Here is an 18,845-nt window from a genome sequence, read left to right on the forward strand (position 1 = left end):
CCACTTCCTTCGTATCCCAGGTCCCGAGCCATCGCCCGGACCGCTCACTGCCGCGGTGGGTCCTCCCCAGCGGCTCCATCGCCGTCCGGCCGTTCGGGGCGTGGGCTGGTGCTGTCCACCCCTTCGTCGCCGCCACGGCTCTCCGCCGACGCTTCGGCCTCGGTTGCGGCCCCGGCATCCGCTGCCGATTCCGCCGGTGGCTCGGCTTCCGGGTCCGCCACTGACTCCGCTTCCGGCTCGGTCCGCGACGGCCGCGACGGTCGGCTCAGCCCGCTCGAAGGATCGCGCAGATAGGTCCCGCCGTCACCGCCGTCGGTGGCGAGCCCCGGGCCACCGCCCGGACCGCCGTCCCGCCGCCGTAGATACCGCTCGAACTCGCGGGCGATGGCCTCACCCGTCGCCTCGGGCAACTCCGCGGTGTCCCTGGCCTCCTCCAACGTCTGGACGTACTCCGCCACCTCGCTGTCCTCGGCGGCCAGTTGATCGACACCCAACTGCCACGCCCGCGCGTCCTCGGGCAGTTCACCCAGCGGGATGCGCAGACCGATCAGATCCTCCAACCGGTTCAACAACGCGAGTGTCGCCTTGGGGTTGGGAGGTTGGGACACATAGTGCGGCACCGCGGCCCACAGGCTCACCGCGGGGACACCGGCGTGGGTGCACGCCTCCTGGAGAATGCCAACGATGCCAGTGGGCCCCTCGTAGCGCGTCTCCTCCAGATCCATGGTCCTGGCCAGGTCCGGGTCGGACGTGATGCCGCTGACCGGCACCGGACGGGTGTGGGGCGTGTCCCCGAGCAGCGCGCCCAAGATCACCACCATCTCCACGCCCAACTCATGGGCGAAGCCGAGGATCTCATTGCAGAACGACCGCCAGCGCATGGACGGTTCGATGCCCCGCACCAGCACCAGATCACGTGGTTTCTCACCGCCGACACGGACCACGGAGAGCCGGGTCGTGGGCCAGGTGATCTTCCGTACTCCGCCGTCCAGCCACACCGTGGGCCGGTTGACTTGGAAGTCGTAGTAGTCCTCGGCGTCCAGCGCCGCGAACACCTCGCCCTTCCACTCCCGGTCCAGGTGCGCGACCGCGGTGGAGGCGGCGTCACCGGCGTCGTTCCAGCCCTCGAACGCGGCCACCATGACCGGGTCGATCAGCTCGGGTACCCCCTCGAGCTCGATCACCCAGTGCCTCCTTCCGAAGTTCCCTCTCGTACGCCCCAACCTTACGGCTTACGAGGTGCCCCGCCGCAGCCCTCGTGCACGAGCGAGTGAACTTCCGGGACATGCGCAGGGACCGGACAGGAGACCTGTACCCAGGGAGTTTCCGCTGTAGTCGATCAGGCGCTGACACCCTGTGGCCACTTCCCCGCGGAGCTGGTGCCCACCGGGTGTGCCCGGGCCCCGGCACCCGGTGCCCGGGGCGGCCAGCGGCCCCGGCGAGGGGCACGGAGGGCCCCGCCGCCGCCAGCCTCCATCACCACGGAATGGAAGGCCTCCGCGGCGATGCCGGGCGCCCGCTGCTCCATGGACGCCGGCCACCGCCACCGGGCTCAGCGCCGCCGGTTCAGCACGCCCTCCACCCGGGCCCGGATCTCCTCCGATGCCAGGCCCCGCACGGTCAGGGTCGTACGCCGGCGCAGTACGTCGTCCGCCGTCTCGGCCCACTCGTGGTCCCGCGCGTACACGACCTGAGCCCAGATCTCCGGCGCGTCGGGGTGGATGCGCTCGGCGAGCGCCGCATCGTCGTTGGCGAGCCTGGCTATGTCGAAGGAGAGCGAGCCGTAGTGCGTCGCCAGATGCCGCGCGGTGTCCGCCGACATCCGGGGACCGGGTGCCGGGGCATCGGCCATCAACCGGTGCGCGACCGCGTTCGGGTTGGCGATCCCCGGCAGCGGCAGCCTCTTCGGCAGCCGTGCGATCGGCTCCATGTCCTCCGCGAGCGGCTGCCCCGGCAGGGCGGCCAGCTTGTTCATCACCGTACGGCCGATATGGCGGAAAGTCGTCCACTTACCGCCGGCGACCGACAGCATTCCGCCACTGCCCTCGGTCACCACCGTCTCCCGCTTCGCCTGCGAGGTGTCCCCGGGACCACCGGGGAGGACCCGCAGACCGGCGAACGCATAGGTGATCAGGTCGCGCGACAGCTGCTGGTCCCGGATGGAGAACGCGGCCTCGTCCAGGATCTGGGCGGTGTCCTGCTCGGTGACGGCGACATCCCCCGGATCGCCCTCGTACGCCTCGTCGGTGGTGCCGAGCAGCAGCATGTCCTCCCAGGGGAGGGCGAAGGTGATCCGGTACTTGTCGATCGGGGTCGCCAGCGCGGCCTTCCACGGCGAGGTGCGCTTCAGGACCAGATGGGCCCCCTTGGACAGCCGGATCGACGGTGCGGCGCCCGCGTTCTCCATTCGGCGCAGGTGGTCCACCCAGGGGCCCGTGGCGTTGAGCACCAGCCGGGCGCCCACCCCGAACTCCGAACCGTCCGCGCGGTCCCTGAGATCCGCGCCCGTCACCCGGCCCCGGGTGAAGCGCAGCCCGGTGACCTCCGCGTGATTGAGGACGGTCGCCCCCGCCTCGACGGCCGCGCGGACCGTCATCAGGGCCATCCGCGCGTCGTTCATCTGGTCGTCGCCGTAGACCGCGACGGCCTTCAGGTTCTCCGTACGCAACTCGGGCACATCGCGCTGAGCCCTGGCCGGGCTGATGACATGGCCGACGCCGTCGCCGAACGCGGAGAGCGCCGAGTACGCGAAGACCCCGGCGCCCAGTTTGGCCGCGCCGTGCGGTCCGCCCTTGTAGACCGGCAGATAGAAGGTGAGCGGATTGGCCAGATGGGGAGCGACATCCCGGGCGAGGGCACGGCGCTCGAAGTGGTTCTCGGCCACCAGTTTCACCGCGCCGCTCTGGAGGTAGCGCAACCCGCCGTGCAGCAGTTTGGAGGAGGCGGACGAGGTGGCGCCGGCGAAGTCGCCGGCGTCCACCAGGGCCACCCGCAGTCCGGACTGCGCCGCGTGCCAGGCGGTGGAGATGCCCAGAATGCCGCCGCCGATCACCAGGAGGTCGTACGAGGCTTTGGAGAGCTGCTCCCGGGTCTCGGCCCGGCTCGGGAGAGAGCCGGATACCGGATGCGTCCCAAGGGCCGGAACGCCATGCAGGGTGGTCATGTCCATTGCTCCTGTCAGTCTTCCTCTTCGAGCCAGCCCATGGTCCGCTGTACGGCCTTGAGCCAGCTCTTGTACTCGCGCTCGCGCTTGTCGGCGTCCATGCGAGGGGTCCATTCCGCGGCCCGGCGCCAGTTGGCGCGCAGCGCGTCGGTGTCCGGCCAGAAACCGACGGCCAGACCGGCGGCGTACGCCGCGCCGAGGCAGGTTGTCTCGGCGACCATCGGGCGCACGACCGGCGCGTCCAGGAAGTCCGAGAGGGTCTGCATCAGCAGATTGTTGGAGGTCATACCGCCGTCGACCTTCAGGGTGGTCAGTTCCACCCCGGAGTCCTTGGTCATCGCGTCGCTGATCTCACGGGTCTGCCAGGCGGTGGCCTCCAGCACGGCACGGGCGATATGCGCCTTGGTGACATAGCGGGTGAGACCGGCGATCACGCCGCGGGCGTCGGGGCGCCAGTACGGCGCGAAGAGCCCGGAGAAGGCGGGCACGACATAGGCGCCGCCGTTGTCCTCCACCGTCAGGGCGAGGGTCTCGATCTCGGGCGCCGAGGAGATCAGGCCCATCTGGTCGCGCATCCACTGCACCAGCGAGCCGGTGACGGCGATCGAACCTTCCAGGGCGTAGACGGCGCGCTCCTCGCCGATGCGGTAGCCCACCGTCGTCAGCAGTCCGTTGTACGAGTTCACGGGTGTGTGACCGGTGTTGATCAGCATGAAGGTGCCGGTGCCGTAGGTGGATTTGGCCTCGCCCTTGGCGAAGCACGTCTGCCCGAAGAGGGCCGCCTGCTGGTCGCCGAGCGCGGAGGCGACCGGAATACCGTCGAGTACGCCGCCCTTGGCGATGCCGTACACCTCGGCGGACGAGCGGATCTCGGGCAGGATCGCGGCCGGTACGTGCATGGAGGCGAGGATCTTCTTGTCCCACGCCATGGTGTGCAGGTTCATCAGCATGGTGCGCGAGGCATTGGTGACATCGGTGACATGGACACCGCCGTCAACGCCACCGGTCAGATTCCAGATGACCCAGGAGTCCATGGTGCCGAAGAGGATCTCGCCGCGCTCCGCGCGTTCCCGCAGGCCCTCGACGTTGTCGAGCAGCCAGCGCGCCTTGGGGCCGGCGAAGTAGCTGGCGAGCGGCAGCCCGGTCTCGCGGCGGAAGCGGTCCTGGCCGACGTTGCGACCGAGCTCCCGGCAGAGCGCGTCGGTGCGGGTGTCCTGCCAGACGATGGCGTTGTGGACGGGCTCCCCGGTGTTCTTGTCCCACAGCAGGGTGGTCTCGCGCTGGTTGGTGATGCCGATCGCCTTCACGTCGGCCGAGGTGATGCCCGCCTTCTCGATGGCGCTGGCGACGACCTCCTGGACGTTGGTCCAGATCTCGTTGGCGTTGTGCTCCACCCAACCGGGCTTGGGGAGGATCTGCTCGTGTTCCTTCTGGTCGACGGAGACGATCCGACCGTCCTTGTCGAAGACGATGCAGCGGCTGGAGGTGGTGCCCTGATCGATTGCCGCGATGAACGGGCCATGCCCATGCGAGGCGGCGCCGGTGTGAGGTGCGTCAGTCACGGGATGCTCCTGCTGTTTCGATGGGATACGGCGGTGACTCCACCCGTACGGCGTACGGGCTCACGGTTCGACGTACGGCGTACGGGCACGGTCTAGGCGAACGCGAGGTCGTAGAGACCCGCGGCGAGTGCTCCGCCAGCCAGCGGGCCGACGATGGGAATCCATGCGTAGCCCCAGTCGGAGCCGCCCTTGTTCGGCAGCGGCATCAGGGCGTGGATGATGCGGGGGCCCAGGTCACGAGCCGGGTTGATGGCGTAGCCGGTCGGGCCACCGAGGGAGAGACCGATGCCGACGACGACGAGGGCGGTGATCAGTCCACCGAGCGTGCCCAGTCCATCGCCGGCGGCGTTGAGTCCTTGGGTGAGCACCGCGAGGACCAGGACCGCGGTGCCGATGATCTCGGTGGCGAGGTTCTGCCAGATGACACGGATCTCCGGGCCGGTGGAGAAGATGCCCAGGACCGGACCGGGCTTGCCGGTGTGACCACCCTCGATGGGCAGGTCCGCCGGGTCGCCGATGACCTCCCGGTCGGTCAGGTGTGACCTGAACTGTCCGTAGTACGCGATGATCATCAGCGTCGCGCCGATCATCGCGCCGAGCAGCTGACCGGCCAGATAGATGGGGACCTTGTCCCAGCCCCCGTTGATGATGGCGATCCCGAGGGTGACGGCGGGGTTGAGATGCGCGCCGGAGAGCGGGCTCGCCACATACACGGCGGTGAGGACACCGAAGCCCCACCCGAAGGTGATGGCCAGCCAGCCCGCTCCGCGGGCCTTGGAATTCTTGAGGGTGATGGCGGCGACGACGCCGCCGCCGAGGAGGATCAGAACGGCTGTTCCGATCGTCTCGCCGATGAAGATGTCGGAGTTGGTCACCGCGACTCCCTTGTCCTTCGTCCACAGGGGAAGACGAACCCCGGGCCACGCCGGTGGTCCGTGCCCTCAGGTGAGGGCGTTCCGGCCGTTGACGCTGCCACACTCTAACGCGAATGGCCGATAGGTGTTCGGCAATGCCGACCGATAGTCGGCGGGTCCTTCTCTGGTCAACCCGCCGCGAAGGGTCGGCATCTGGTCGTTTGCCCAAAAAACCGGATCGCTACTGATGATGCGCCCAAGTGGTCAGAACCGCCCGGCGCCGAGGTCGCGCGAGACCGCCCGAGCGCACTGCCGTACCGCTGCGACCAGCTCGGACCTCACTTCTTGGTCCGAGCAGACCCGCTCCACCGCACCCGTGATGGCGACCGCGCCCACCGGCATCCGGCGCCGGTCGTGGATCGGCGCGGCCACCGCCGCCACGCCCTCCCAGGTCTCCTCTACATCGGCCGCCCAGCCGCGGGCCCTGGTGTGGTCCAGCACCGACTCGAACTCGGCCAGGTCGGTCACCGTCCGCGGTGTGAAGGACTCCCGCACGGCCTCGACCGCCTCGCTGTGCGCGACCGGGTCGAAGGCGGCCAGTACCTTGCCCAGGGCCGTGGAGTGCAGCGGCTGCATCGCGCCCACCTCCAGGACCTGCCGGCTGTCGTCGGGTCGGAAGACATGGTGGACGATGAGCACGCCGTGCTGGTGCAGTACGCCCAGATGGACGCTCTCCCCGCTGGAACGGGCCAGGTCGTCCGCCCAGACGAGGGCGCGGGCGCGCAGTTCGTGCACGTCCAGATAGCTGTTGCCCAGCCGCAGCAGCTCGGCGCCGAGCTGGTAGCGACCGGATGCGGGGTCCTGTTCGACAAAACCCTCCGCTTGCAGCGTGCGCAGAATGCCGTGGGCCGTGCCTTTGGCCAAATCCAAGGTCGAGGCGATGTCCGAAAGGCCTAGTCGGCGCTCTCCACCCGCGAGTAGCCGCAGCATGGCAGCCGCCCGTTCCAGCGACTGGATGCTCTTCGCCATCGAATCGGCCCTTTCAACTGCTGTTCGGCAATGCTGAACGCTGGTGGTCGATGTCGACCTTCTGCTGCTTGGTGAGTATCTCGCGGTCCCCAGGCCGGTGGGAACCGGAAGAACCACCGCGGGAACCCGGGGCCCCTGGGCTAGGAGCGGACGGAGGCTGTCCGCCCCTTACGGCAGCGCACTGAACCAGGCACGAGCACGGGGTACGGCCAGAGGCCAGTCCGAGTGAGTGCGGGGGGCCGGGGGTCCGGGGGACGAGGGGGAGGGGGAGGGGGAGGGGGAGGGGGAGGAGGAGATCTGAGCGAAGAGGGAGAGGGAGAAGGAGGGGCCGGCAAACAGCTGAGCTTGGATTCCCCACGCGAAGCAGTGCGGGAAGCGCAAGGTCAAAGGGAGCAAGAGGCAGCCGGAAGGGACCGGAGGGAGCGGAAGGGGCTGGCGGAGCGGGCGGCAGAGGGAGACAGGGGCAGAGGTAGGGGAGAGGGACGGAGGGGCATCGTGGAGGCGCCCCTGGGCCCGTCCCGTGGAGAGCCGGGCCCAGGGAGACCCTCCGCGCGGCCACGGCGCGCAGTCCGTCCCGTGGGACGGGCCACCCCTCAGCGCGCCCACCCGGCTATTCTGGCTCCGTGCGCCCTCCGCCGAGGACGCAAAGCCGACAGCCGTCGCATCCCAGGGAGCCCATCCATGGCCTCGTCGCCGAGCCCTTCCGTACCCACCGCCGACAGCCGGACCCGTATCGCGGCCCTGCGTGAGGCGCTCGCCACGCGAGTCGTCGTCGCCGACGGGGCGATGGGCACCATGCTCCAGGCTCAGGACCCCACACTTGAGGACTTCCAAGACCTCGAAGGCTGCAATGAGATCCTGAACGTCACCCGCCCGGACATCGTGCGGTCCGTTCACGCGGAGTACTTCAGTGTCGGCGTCGACTGCGTCGAGACCAACACCTTCGGCACCAACTACGCGGCCCTCGCCGAGTACGACATTCCCGAGCGGGTCTACGAGCTCTCCGAGTCCGGCGCCCGCATCGCCCGTGAGGTCGCCGACGAGTTCACCGCGGCCACCGGCCAACAGCGCTGGGTCCTCGGCTCCATGGGCCCCGGCACCAAACTCCCCACCCTGGGCCACGCCCCGTACACCCTGCTGCGCGACGCCTACCAGCAGAACGCCGAGGGCATGATCGCTGGTGGTGCGGACGCCCTGCTCGTCGAGACCACCCAGGACCTCCTCCAGACCAAGGCCGCCATCATCGGCGCACGCCGGGCCCTGGAGATCTCCGGCCTCGATCTGCCGCTGATCTGCTCGGTCACCGTCGAGACCACCGGGACCATGCTGCTCGGCTCCGAGATCGGTGCGGCGTTGACCGCACTGGAGCCGCTGGGCATCGACATGATCGGTCTGAACTGCGCCACCGGCCCCGCCGAGATGAGCGAGCATCTGCGCTACCTCGCCCGCCACTCGCGCATCCCGCTTGCCTGCATGCCCAACGCCGGACTGCCCGTACTCGGTAAGAACGGTGCCCACTACCCGCTGACCGCGCCCGAGCTGGCCGATGCCCAGGAGACCTTCGTCCGTGAGTACGGACTGTCCCTGGTCGGCGGCTGCTGCGGTACGACCCCGGAACATCTGCGCCAGGTCGTCGAGCGGGTCCGCTCGCTGACCCCGTCCGTCCGGGACCCGCGTCCGGAGCCCGGCGCCGCCTCCCTCTACCAGACGGTCACCTTCCGCCAGGACACCGCGTACATGGCGATCGGGGAGCGGACCAACGCCAACGGGTCGAAGAAGTTCCGCGACGCCATGCTGGAGGCCCGCTGGGACGACTGCGTGGAGATGGTCCGGGACCAGATCCGCGAGGGCGCCCATATGCTCGATCTCTGTGTGGACTACGTCGGTCGCGACGGGGTGGCCGATATGGAGGAACTCGCCGGCCGCTTCGCCACCGCCTCCACCCTCCCGATCGTGCTCGACTCGACCGAGGTCGAGGTCATCCGCGCCGGACTGGAGAAGCTCGGCGGCCGGGCCGTCATCAACTCGGTCAACTACGAGGACGGCGACGGCCCCGACTCCCGCTTCGCCAAGGTCACCCGGCTGGCACAGGAGCACGGCGCCGCGCTGATCGCCCTCACCATCGACGAGGAGGGCCAGGCCCGTAGCGTCGAGCACAAGGTCGCCATCGCCCAGCGGCTGATCGCCGACCTCACCGGAAACTGGGGCATCCACGAGTCGGACATCCTCATCGACACCCTGACCTTCACCATCTGCACCGGTCAGGAGGAGTCCCGCAAGGACGGCATCCACACCATCGAGGCCATCCGGGAGCTGAAGCGCCGACACCCCGACGTGCAGACCACCCTCGGTCTGTCGAACATCTCCTTCGGCCTCAACCCGGCCGCTCGCGTACTGCTGAACTCCGTCTTCCTCGATGAATGCGTCAAGGCCGGACTGGACTCGGCCATCGTCCACGCGAGCAAGATCCTGCCCATCGCGCGCTTCGACGACGAACAGGTCACCACGGCCCTTGACCTGATCTACGACCGCCGCGCCGAGGGGTACGACCCGCTCCAGAAGCTGATGGCGCTCTTCGAGGGCGTCAACACCAAGTCCCTGAAGGCGGGCAGGGCCGAGGAGCTGCTGGCGCTGCCGTTGGATGAGCGGCTGCAGCGGCGGATCATCGACGGTGAGAAGAACGGTCTCGAAACCGATCTCGCCGAAGCGCTCCAGGACCGCCCCGCGCTGGAGATCGTCAACGACACCCTCCTGGAGGGGATGAAGGTCGTCGGCGAGCTCTTCGGCTCCGGCCAGATGCAGTTGCCGTTCGTGCTGCAGTCCGCCGAGGTGATGAAGAACGCCGTCGCCTATCTGGAACCGCACATGGAGAAGTCGGACGCCGAGGGCAAGGGCACCATCGTGCTCGCCACCGTCCGTGGTGACGTCCATGACATCGGCAAGAACCTCGTCGACATCATCCTCTCCAACAACGGCTACAACGTGGTCAATCTGGGCATCAAACAGCCGGTCTCGGCGATTCTTGAGGCCGCCGAGGAACACCGCGCCGATGTGATCGGGATGTCAGGGCTGCTGGTCAAGTCCACAGTGATCATGAAAGAGAACCTCCAGGAGCTCAACCAGCGCCAACTCGCCGCCGACTACCCCGTCATCCTCGGCGGTGCCGCACTCACCCGCGCCTATGTGGAGCAGGACCTCCATGAGATCTACGAGGGTGAAGTCCGCTACGCCCGCGACGCCTTCGAGGGCCTGCGGCTGATGGACGCCCTGATCGCCGTCAAGCGCGGAGTTCCCGGCGCCACCCTGCCCGAACTCAAGCAGCGCCGAGTGCGAGCCACCGCGAACACCATGGTCGAGGAGCGCCCCGAGGAGGGCGCCGTACGGTCCGACGTCGCCATCGACAACCCGATTCCCGAGCCGCCGTTCTGGGGCACCCGGGTGATCAAGGGCATCCAGCTGAAGGAGTACGCGTCCTGGCTGGACGAAGGAGCCCTCTTCAAGGGCCAGTGGGGCCTCAAGCAGAACCGGGCCGGTGACGGTCCCTCGTACGAGGAACTGGTGGAGAGCGAAGGACGGCCGCGGCTGCGCGGCTGGCTCGACCAACTCCACACCCAGGGGATGCTGGAGGCGGCCGTGGTCTACGGCTACTTCCCCTGCGTCTCCAAGGGCGACGATCTGATCCTCCTCAATGAGGACGGCTCCGAACGCACCCGCTTCTCCTTCCCCCGTCAGCGTCGGGGCCGCAGGCTCTGTCTCGCCGACTTCTTCAGGCCCGAGGAGTCCGGGGAGACCGATGTGATCGGTCTCCAGGTCGTCACCGTCGGCTCCAGGATCGGCGAGGCCACCGCCAAGCTCTTCGCATCCGACTCCTACCGCGACTACCTCGAACTGCATGGACTGTCCGTCCAGCTCGCCGAGGCCCTCGCCGAGTACTGGCACGCCCGGGTCCGCGCCGAGCTCGGTTACGCCGGGGAGGACCCGGCGGACGTCGAGGACATGTTCGCGCTGAAGTACCGAGGCGCGCGCTTCTCCCTCGGCTACGGCGCCTGCCCCGACCTGGAAGACCGTGCGAAGATCGCCGAGCTGCTGAAGCCGGAGCGGATCGGTGTCGAGCTCTCCGAGGAGTTCCAGCTCCATCCCGAGCAGTCCACGGACGCCATCGTCATCCACCACCCAGAGGCGAAGTACTTCAACGCCCGGTGAGCACCCTGGCGGCGCACATCGCGCCGCCGCTCGCCCCGGGGTGACCCAGGTGAGTCTCGTCGTCCGAGGTCGGACGTGGCTACCGGCGGGTAGTGCGCGTGATGGGCAGGGCGCGCCCGACGAACGCTGTCGGCGCTGTTCACCGGCGCGTTCCCCGCCCGAGCCGTACACTGGTCGGTCCAGTGCAGGCCGGTCGACTGTCCCCGCGGGAAAGCCGTGAGGACAGGCGGCCGGCCTTCTCGTCCCTCCCGGAGGTGTGCCGATGACCAGTACGGTCCCCGCGTCCCTGACCCGGTCGGCGGAGAGCTCCGCCCTCCAGGCGGTCCTGCTCGACATGGACGGCACCCTCGTGGACACCGAAGGCTTCTGGTGGGAGGCCGAGAGGGACGTTTTCGCGGACCTCGGCCATGAGCTGGACGAGGCCTGGCGTGAGGTGGTCGTCGGTGGGCCGATGACCCGCAGCGCCGGATATCTGATCGAGGTCACCGGCGCCGATATCGCCCTACCGGAGCTGACCGTACTGCTCAACGATCGCTTTGAGAAGCGGATCGGTGGCGGAGTGCCACTGATGCCGGGCGCCGAGCGGCTGCTCGCCGAGTTGGCCGCCCATCAGGTGCCGACCGCCCTGGTCTCCGCCTCGCACCGCAGGATCATCGATCGGGTGCTGGAATCACTCGGACCCGGGAACTTCGCCCTGTCGATCGCCGGTGACGAGGTGGCGCGCACCAAGCCGCACCCCGACCCCTACCTCCTCGCCGCCAAGGGGCTGGGCGCGGAGCCGGCTCGGTGCGCTGTCATCGAGGACACGGCGACCGGTGTCGCCTCCGCCGAGGCGGCGGGGTGCCGGGTCGTCGCGGTGCCCTCGGTGGCTCCGATCGCACCCGCCGTTGGACGCGCCGTGGTCCGCTCGCTCGAAGACGTGGATCTCCGCTTTCTTCGGGGACTCATCCCGCCGGTGAACTGATCGATGGACTCGGCCCGAGTTTATTTCGGCTTCAATAAACTCGGGCCGAGTGCCTTTGGGCGGGAATTGGCTTTTACCGTGGCTGGAAATCCATTTATGCAAGAACCTTCCCCTTGTATTTCGGCGTGACTTTCATCACTGCGGACGTTCCGGGGGGTCTCGTTCCGGGTGTTCCACGTCTCTTCTGGGTCATACCTGACGTGTCTTTGTGTCCCTATTGGTCACAGTGCTGCATGAAACATTCCATGGCATCGCCATCCAGTCGCCGTCATAAGCGATCACTCAGCGAATACACACCCAACTTGGGCCTGTCAGGCGCCCCTCGTATCGCCGACTAATCTCTTCGCGAGTCTTCGCCGCGCCACCGACGCGTCCCCGCGGCTGCCACAACCGCCGTGCACACAGGGCCGATCGTCCTGTTCATTCGAACGGTAGAAACCGCCTCACCGGGCGGTGGCGGCGAAGTCTCCCCGTACCTAGTGCATTCCAGTGCCGGATGAGGAGAACGTCCAGGATGAACCGTAAGACTCTGGTGCTGCCGGCCGTGGTCGGCCTGCTCGCGCCCGTACTCGTCGCGTGCGGCGGGGCCGAGGGCGCGGCTGGTGGCGGTGACGCCATTGTCGTGGGCACCACGGACCAACTCATCGCTGATGCCGGCGCCGCCGCACCGTTGGACCCGGCCTACGCCTATGACACCGGCTCGTGGAATGTGCTGCGTCAGACGGTCCAGACGCTGATGCACGCACCGCGAGGGGGCGGTGACCCCGTTCCGGACGCGGCTTCGTCATGTTCCTTCACCGACAAGATCAGCCAGAGGTACCGCTGCACATTGCGCAGTGGAATGAAGTTCGCCGACGGCACTCCGCTCACCGTGGCGGACGTCAAGTACTCCATTGAGCGCGTCCTCAAAATCAATGACGACAATGGCGCGGCCGCCCTGCTCGCCAACATCGAAGCCATGGACATCAAGGGCGACCACCAGATCGTCTTCCATCTCGCCGAGCCGGACGCGACCTTCCCGTACAAACTCTCCACCCCGGTGGCCGGCATCGTCAGCAAGAAGAAGTACGAGGGCGGAAAGCTCCGCGACGGCTTCCAGGTGGACGGCTCCGGTCCGTACACCATGACGGCGCACGCCAAGGGCGACGCGGTCACCCGGGTCACCTTCAAGAAGAACAGTTCCTACCAGGGAGACGTCAGGCTTCACAACAGCGAGGTGCAGCTGAGGATCTACCCGGACGCGAAAGAGATGGGCAAGGCACTGGAAGACGGTGTCATCGACATCGCCACCCGTGAGTTGGCCCCGGAGCAGATCAAGAAAATGCACGAGAAGCCCAAGGGCGGCATCGCCCTCACCGAGCTCCAAGGGCTCTCCATCTTCTATCTCGCCTTCAACACCGAGCACCCCGCGGTGAAGGACAAGGCGGTGCGTCAAGCCATGGCGGCGCTCGTGGACCGCGGCCAGATCGCCGGCCAGGTCTACGCCTCCACCGCCGAGCCGCTCTACTCGCTGATCCCCGCCAGCGTCGGATCGCACAAGAACGCCTTCTACAACGAATACGGCGAGCCCAGCAGGGTCAAGGCCCGTCAGATCCTTCAGAAGGCAGGCATCAAAACACCGGTGAAGCTGTCCCTCCACTACTCCAAGGACCGCTACAGCGGCACCACCGCCAAGGAGTTCGGCATCCTCAAGGAGCAGCTGAACGCCTCCAAGCTGTTCGATGCCACCGTCGAGGGCACCGACTGGACGACCTTCCGCACCGCCCACAAGCGAGGCGACTACCCCGTCTTCGGCCTCGGCTGGGTCCCCGACTACCCGGACCCCGACAACTACATCGCCCCGTTCCTGGAGAAGGGCAACTTCCTCAACTCGCCCTATGTGAGCGCCGAAGCCCGCAAGCTCATCCCGCAATCCCGCCGCCAGGCCGATCGCTCCGCCGCCGCACCGGCCTTCGCCCGGCTCCAGGAGATCGTCGCCACCGACGTACCCGTCCTCCCGCTCTGGCAGGGGAAGCAGTACGTCGCCTCCCGGATCGGCGTCACCGGCGTTGAACGCCTCCTCAACGGCAGCTCCGACCTACAGCTGTGGGAACTCGGCCGCGGCGAGCAGTGAACGCCCCGTCCACCGCGGGGAGCGGCGGCCAGGTGATCCGCCTGGCCGCCGCTCCCCGCGGCGGCCGCCACGGCACCGCTCCGTAGCCGCGCACATCCGCTGCCCCGGAACCGCGCCCGCCTCACTGCGCGCCGGGACGCACCAGACCGCTCTCGTAGGCATAGACCGCGGCCTGGACCCGATCCCTCAGCCCCAACTTGGTCAGCACATGCCCCACATGCGTCTTCACCGTTGTCTCGCTCACAAAGAGATCCGCGGCGACCTCCGCATTGGACAACCCCCGCGCCACCAGCTTCAACACCTCCACCTCGCGGTCGGTCAGCGTGTGCAGGATGTCGGGGACCGGTTCCTCACCAGAGGGAAGATGCACCGCGTACTTGTCAAGCAACCGACGGGTGATGCTCGGCGCCAACATGGCCTCACCGGCCGCGACCACCCGGATGGCCTGCACCAACTCATTGGCGGGCGCGTCCTTCAGCAGGAACCCACTGGCACCCGCCCGCAACGCCTCCACCACGTACTCATCGAGATCGAAGGTCGTCAACACCAGCACCTTGGCCGGACCATCCCGGCCCGGACCGGTGATCTGCCGGGTCGCTTCCACCCCATCCATACGGGGCATCCGGATGTCCATGAGCACGACATCGGGCTGGAGCGCCCGCACCTGGTCGAGAGCCTGGAGACCGTCCCCGGCCTCACCGACGACCGCGATGTCCTGCTCGGCCTCCAAGATCATGCGGAAACCAGTACGCAGCAGCGGCTGGTCATCAACCAGCAGAACGCGGATGGCCACGGGGAACTCCTCACATTTGGTCAAGTCCCATTCTGCCCTGACCATCCTCCGATGGACCGGCCGGGGAAATGCTCAACGGATAAACCGGGGGAGTGCCGCCGAATTCAGGACACACCGCCTGATGGTCACACCAACCGCACAGCTTCGTCGGCCGCGGCCGCCAATCCCCCGACTCCGTCGCCTGCTGGATCGCCTCCCACAACGCCAGCAGCTTCCGCTCCACCCGCTCCAGATCCGCCGGTACCGGGTCATACGTCAACACATCACCGCTGCCCAGATAGACCAGCTGAAGCCGCCGCGGCACCACATCGCGCAGCCGCCACACCACCAGGGCGTAGAACTTCATCTGGAACAGCGCCCCCTCGCTGTACTCCGGACGCGGCGCCTTCCCCGTCTTGTAGTCGACGATCCGCACCTCACCCGTCGGCGCCACATCCACCCGGTCGATCACTCCGCGCAACCGCAGCCCCGACTCCAGCTCCGTCTCCACGAACATCTCCCGCTCGGCGGGCTCAAGCCGGGTCGGGTCCTCCAACGAGAACCAGCGCTCCACCAGCGCCTCCGCCTCACCCAGCCAGCGCGCCAACCGCCCGCCGTCCACATCCCCCTCGAACAACCCGCCCAGCTCCGGCCGGGACTCCAGCAGACGGTCCCACTGCGCCGGAATCAGCGACTTCGCCCGCGGCGGCGTACGCTCGCCAGCCGGAGCGTCGAAAAGCCGCTCCAGCACCGCATGGACCAGCGTGCCCCGGGTCGCCGCCTCGCTCGGCTTCTCCGGCAGCCGGTCGATCACCCGGAACCGGTACAGCAGGGGACACTGCATGAAATCGCTCGCGCGCGAAGGCGACAGCGACCTAGGCGGTCCAGCCGGCGAGGGCTCCTGGCTTGTACTCATGACGCAGACCCTACGGCCCGCCACTGACAGCGAGCGCAATACCATCGACGTCAGAGCCCCCCGCACTGCATGATCGAAGGGATGGGCCGGCGCACAGACAGCGCCCCAAAGACGAAGGGAACCCGTGAACGAGGACGACACCAGAGGCGAGCGCGAGCGAGCACAGACCGGTACGGAGGGCCCAGCCCCCCAGGGCACCCCCCCGAACGGCAAGCCGCGGCGCCCCCAGGGTCGCGAGGGCCCCGGAGGCGGCATCCTCATGGGCCGCCCGTTCGGCGTGCCCGTCTACGTCGCCCCCAGCTGGTTCCTCGTCGCCGCCCTCATCACCTGGGTCTTCGGCGGCCAGCTCGACCGCGTCCTGCCCGACCTCGGCGGCATCCGCTACCTCGTCTCCCTCTTCTTCGCCGTCGCCTTCTACGCCTCCGTACTCGTCCACGAGCTGGCACACACCATCGCCGCGCTCCGCTTCAAGCTCCCCGTCCGCCGCATCCAGCTCCAGTTCTTCGGCGGCGTATCCGAGATCGAGAAGGAGTCCGAGACCCCCGGCCGCGAATTCATCCTCGCCTTCGTCGGCCCCCTCCTCTCCCTCGTCCTCGCCGGTGTCTTCTACCTGGGCATGCAGGCCGTCGAACCCGGCACCGTGCCCGGAGTCCTCCTCGCCGGACTGATGATCTCCAACCTGATCGTCGCCGCCTTCAACCTGCTGCCGGGGCTTCCCCTGGACGGCGGCCGAATGCTGCGCGCCATCGTCTGGAAGATCACCGGCAAGCCCATGAGCGGAACCATCGCCGCGGCCTGGGTCGGCCGCGCGCTCGCCGTCGCCGTACTGATCGGCCTCCCCCTGCTCACCCACACCGGCGCCCTCGGCAGCCCCGCCCAGGACATCGGTGGCATGGAGACCGTCACCGACGCCCTGCTCGCCGCCATCCTCGCCGCGATCATCTGGACCGGAGCCGGCAACAGCCTGCGGATGGCCCGACTGCGCGAGCACCTGCCCGAGCTGGAAGCCCGCACCCTCACCCGACGTGCCGTCCCCGTCGAATCCAGCACCCCGCTCTCCGAGGCGCTGCGCCGAGCCAACGAAGCCGGCGCCCGCGCCCTGGTCGTCGTCGACGGCCAGGGAGAACCCACCGGACTCGTCCGCGAGAGCGCCATCGTCGGCGTACCCCAGCACCGCCGACCCTGGGTCGCCGTCAGCGGGCTCGCCCAGGAGCTGACCGACGGAATGCGGCTGCCCGCCGACCTGGCGGGCGAGGCACTGCTGGAACGGCTCCGCGCGACACCCGCCACGGAGTACCTGGTCATCGAGGACTCCGGTGAGATCTACGGCGTACTGTCCACCGCCGACGTCGAGCGCGCCTTCGTCTCGGCCATGGCCCGCCCACAAGCCTGAGCCCGCCGGAGCAGCCCCACTCACAGCGGCCGGAACCAGCACAGCCGCACGGCCGGCCCGCACCAGGGCACCGCATCCCGGACGGCGGCCGCCCTGGTCCCCGGCCTCCCAAGTGCCCGGTAGGCTGGTCACATGTCCGAACCGACCGGTGCCGCCCGCCGACGCGGGCCCTTCAAGGTCGGGGACCAGGTCCAGCTCACCGATCCCAAGGGACGCCACTACACGTTCACGCTCGAAGCGGGAAAGAACTTCCACACCCACAAAGGGTCGTTCCCGCACGACGAGCTGATCGGCGCTCCTGAGGGCAGTGTTGTCCGAACCACGGGAAACGTCGCCTATCTGGCGCTGCGCCCCCTGCTCCCCGACTATGTCCTGTCCATGCCCCGCGGCGCCGCCGTGGTCTACCCCAAAGACGCGGGGCAGATCCTGGCCTTCGCCGACATCTTCGCCGGCGCACGCGTCGTCGAGGCCGGAGTGGGCTCCGGCTCCCTCAGTGCCTTTCTGCTGCGTGCCATCGGTGACCACGGCATGCTGCACTCCTACGAGCGTCGCCAGGACTTCGCCGAGATCGCCCAGCAGAACGTCGAGCGCTACTTCGGCGGTCCCCACCCTGCCTGGCAGCTCACCGTCGGTGACCTTCAGGACAATCTGAACGACGCCGACGTGGACCGTGTGATCCTGGACATGCTCGCCCCCTGGGAGTGCCTGGAGGCCGTCTCCAAGGCGCTTGTTCCCGGCGGCATCCTCTGCTGCTACGTGGCGACCACCACCCAGCTCGCCCGGACCGTCGAGTCCATCCGCGAGATCGGTTGCTTCGCCGAGCCGCAGCCCTGGGAGTCCATGATCCGCAACTGGCATGTGGAGGGCCTGGCCGTCCGGCCGGACCACCGCATGATCGGCCACACCGGCTTCCTGGTGACCGCCCGCCGTCTCGCCGACGGCGTGGAGCCTCCGATGCGCCGCCGCCGTCCCGCCAAGGGCGCGTACGGCGACGACTACGACGGCCCGAACAAGGGCTGACACCACCGCAGAACCCCGACGCCGCCGTCGAGTTCCCCACTGGCCCTACTTCGCAGTGGGGAACTCGGCGGCGGCGTCCTCGCGTTGGAGGAACACGGGCCCGCACTCCGCTGCCGAAGCCCCATGAGACCGTGCCTACCCCGCTGTTCCCCATGGCTGTGACGTATGGCACGATGCAAACCTCCCGCCCGCCGCCGACACCTCCGCCGGCTCCGTATGCTCAGGAGACTTCACGCGTGCAGACCTCCGCCGTCCCGGACCTCGCGCACACACAGACCCGTCCGGTGCACTGGCTCGCCACCGCAGCCGCCATGGCCGCGGTGGTGGGTTTCGCGGGGTTGCTCCCCACCGGTCCGGCCATCGCGAAAGAGCCCGCTTCGAAGCCCGGCAGTGCCATCGCCGCCGCTCCCGCACCAGCGCCCGACCCGGCCGCCGTACGGCTCCCCCTGGAGTGCCCGGGGGTGCCGAGCGTGGTCATCCAGCGCGCGACCGGCGATCTCGATGGGGATGACAAGCCGGAGACCGTTGTTGCGGCGCGGTGTGACGCCGGTTCCGGAACCCCACCCGCGGGGGTCTTCGTCCTGACCGCCGCCGGTGACCGGAGCATCCGGGTGGTCGCGACCCTGGTGGAACCGGGTGCCAAACGCAGTGTGACCGACCTTTCCATCAGGGAGGGCGCCATCACCGCGACCCTGCTCGGGTACTCCTCGATGGATGTCCCGAGTTGCTGTCCGGACGAGCGGGAGAGCGTCAAATGGCGCTGGCAGGGTGGCAAGTTCGTCCGCACCACAGAAGCCGCGCTGGATCGGGCGCTCTAGGGCGAAGCGGGGCAGAAGCCCTATTCTCTCTAGATCGA

13 protein-coding genes are annotated in these 18,845 nt (G+C 68.4%); 6 read left to right on the forward strand and 7 right to left on the reverse strand.

What is annotated here, in order from left to right:
• Positions 1–44: 44 nt before the first annotated feature.
• The 5 genes from NBG84_RS18990 to NBG84_RS19010 all read right to left on the reverse strand — a co-directional run bounded on the left by NBG84_RS18990 (position 45) and on the right by NBG84_RS19010 (position 6,608).
• Positions 45–1,184 (reverse strand): PAC2 family protein, encoded by a 1,140-nt coding sequence (locus tag NBG84_RS18990; protein ID WP_250920687.1) that lies wholly within the window; start codon positions 1,182–1,184, stop codon positions 45–47.
• A 368-nt stretch (positions 1,185–1,552) separates the two neighbouring features.
• Positions 1,553–3,163, reverse strand: a complete 1,611-nt coding sequence (locus tag NBG84_RS18995) for a glycerol-3-phosphate dehydrogenase/oxidase (RefSeq protein WP_250920688.1) — start codon at positions 3,161–3,163, stop codon at positions 1,553–1,555.
• Positions 3,164–3,177: 14 nt separating this feature from the next.
• Positions 3,178–4,725, reverse strand: a complete 1,548-nt coding sequence (gene glpK, locus NBG84_RS19000) for a glycerol kinase GlpK (RefSeq protein ID WP_250920689.1) — start codon at positions 4,723–4,725, stop codon at positions 3,178–3,180.
• A gap of 92 nt (positions 4,726–4,817) precedes the next feature.
• Entirely contained in the window at positions 4,818–5,600 is a 783-nt protein-coding gene (locus NBG84_RS19005) for an MIP/aquaporin family protein (RefSeq protein WP_250920690.1), read from the reverse strand.
• A 243-nt stretch (positions 5,601–5,843) separates the two neighbouring features.
• The gene (locus NBG84_RS19010) at positions 5,844–6,608 is read right to left on the reverse strand and encodes an IclR family transcriptional regulator (protein WP_250920691.1); all 765 of its coding nucleotides are present in this window, start codon (positions 6,606–6,608) and stop codon (positions 5,844–5,846) included.
• A 681-nt stretch (positions 6,609–7,289) separates the two neighbouring features.
• Here NBG84_RS19010 and metH point away from each other — a divergent pair.
• The 3 genes from metH (at position 7,290) to NBG84_RS19025 (ending at position 13,888) form a co-directional block, all read left to right on the forward strand.
• The gene (gene metH, locus NBG84_RS19015; protein WP_250920692.1) at positions 7,290–10,811 is read left to right on the forward strand and encodes a methionine synthase; all 3,522 of its coding nucleotides are present in this window, start codon (positions 7,290–7,292) and stop codon (positions 10,809–10,811) included.
• Positions 10,812–11,073: 262 nt separating this feature from the next.
• Positions 11,074–11,775 carry an HAD family hydrolase gene (locus NBG84_RS19020; RefSeq protein WP_250920693.1) on the forward strand — a complete coding sequence of 234 codons (702 nt, stop codon included), beginning with the start codon at positions 11,074–11,076 and terminating at the stop codon, positions 11,773–11,775.
• A 514-nt stretch (positions 11,776–12,289) separates the two neighbouring features.
• Positions 12,290–13,888 carry an ABC transporter substrate-binding protein gene (locus NBG84_RS19025; protein WP_250920694.1) on the forward strand — a complete coding sequence of 533 codons (1,599 nt, stop codon included), beginning with the start codon at positions 12,290–12,292 and terminating at the stop codon, positions 13,886–13,888.
• A 121-nt stretch (positions 13,889–14,009) separates the two neighbouring features.
• Here NBG84_RS19025 and NBG84_RS19030 read toward each other — a convergent pair whose 3' ends face one another.
• Together NBG84_RS19030 and NBG84_RS19035 are read right to left on the reverse strand one after the other, a co-directional pair.
• On the reverse strand, positions 14,010–14,681 hold the full coding sequence (locus NBG84_RS19030) for a response regulator (RefSeq protein ID WP_250920695.1): 672 nt from the start codon (positions 14,679–14,681) through the stop codon (positions 14,010–14,012).
• A gap of 10 nt (positions 14,682–14,691) precedes the next feature.
• Positions 14,692–15,576 carry a RecB family exonuclease gene (locus NBG84_RS19035; protein ID WP_250920696.1) on the reverse strand — a complete coding sequence of 295 codons (885 nt, stop codon included), beginning with the start codon at positions 15,574–15,576 and terminating at the stop codon, positions 14,692–14,694.
• A gap of 124 nt (positions 15,577–15,700) precedes the next feature.
• Here NBG84_RS19035 and NBG84_RS19040 point away from each other — a divergent pair, with 124 nt between their 5' ends.
• The 3 genes from NBG84_RS19040 (at position 15,701) to NBG84_RS19050 (ending at position 18,807) form a co-directional block, all read left to right on the forward strand.
• Entirely contained in the window at positions 15,701–16,969 is a 1,269-nt protein-coding gene (locus tag NBG84_RS19040) for a site-2 protease family protein (RefSeq protein ID WP_250920697.1), read from the forward strand.
• A gap of 132 nt (positions 16,970–17,101) precedes the next feature.
• Positions 17,102–17,989, forward strand: coding sequence for a tRNA (adenine-N1)-methyltransferase (locus tag NBG84_RS19045; protein ID WP_250920698.1), 888 nt, complete (start codon positions 17,102–17,104; stop codon positions 17,987–17,989).
• A gap of 236 nt (positions 17,990–18,225) precedes the next feature.
• Positions 18,226–18,807 (forward strand): hypothetical protein, encoded by a 582-nt coding sequence (locus NBG84_RS19050; protein ID WP_250920699.1) that lies wholly within the window; start codon positions 18,226–18,228, stop codon positions 18,805–18,807.
• Positions 18,808–18,845: the final 38 nt, after the last annotated feature.

The sequence above is a fragment of the Streptomyces albipurpureus genome (assembly GCF_023701525.1).
GTDB lineage: Bacteria > Actinomycetota > Actinomycetes > Streptomycetales > Streptomycetaceae > Streptomyces > Streptomyces albipurpureus.

What these genes read in the sequence shown, in the direction of transcription:
- NBG84_RS19020 (WP_250920693.1), top strand. Translation starts at nt 11,074, where the DNA reads ATGACCAGTACGGTCCCCGCGTCCCTGACCCGGTCGGCGGAGAGCTCC.
- metH (WP_250920692.1), top strand. Translation starts at nt 7,290, where the DNA reads ATGGCCTCGTCGCCGAGCCCTTCCGTACCCACCGCCGACAGCCGGACC.
- NBG84_RS19035 (WP_250920696.1), bottom strand. Translation starts at nt 15,576, where the DNA reads ATGAGTACAAGCCAGGAGCCCTCGCCGGCTGGACCGCCTAGGTCGCTG.
- NBG84_RS18995 (WP_250920688.1), bottom strand. Translation starts at nt 3,163, where the DNA reads ATGACCACCCTGCATGGCGTTCCGGCCCTTGGGACGCATCCGGTATCC.
- NBG84_RS19045 (WP_250920698.1), top strand. Translation starts at nt 17,102, where the DNA reads ATGTCCGAACCGACCGGTGCCGCCCGCCGACGCGGGCCCTTCAAGGTC.
- NBG84_RS19025 (WP_250920694.1), top strand. Translation starts at nt 12,290, where the DNA reads ATGAACCGTAAGACTCTGGTGCTGCCGGCCGTGGTCGGCCTGCTCGCG.
- NBG84_RS19010 (WP_250920691.1), bottom strand. Translation starts at nt 6,608, where the DNA reads ATGGCGAAGAGCATCCAGTCGCTGGAACGGGCGGCTGCCATGCTGCGG.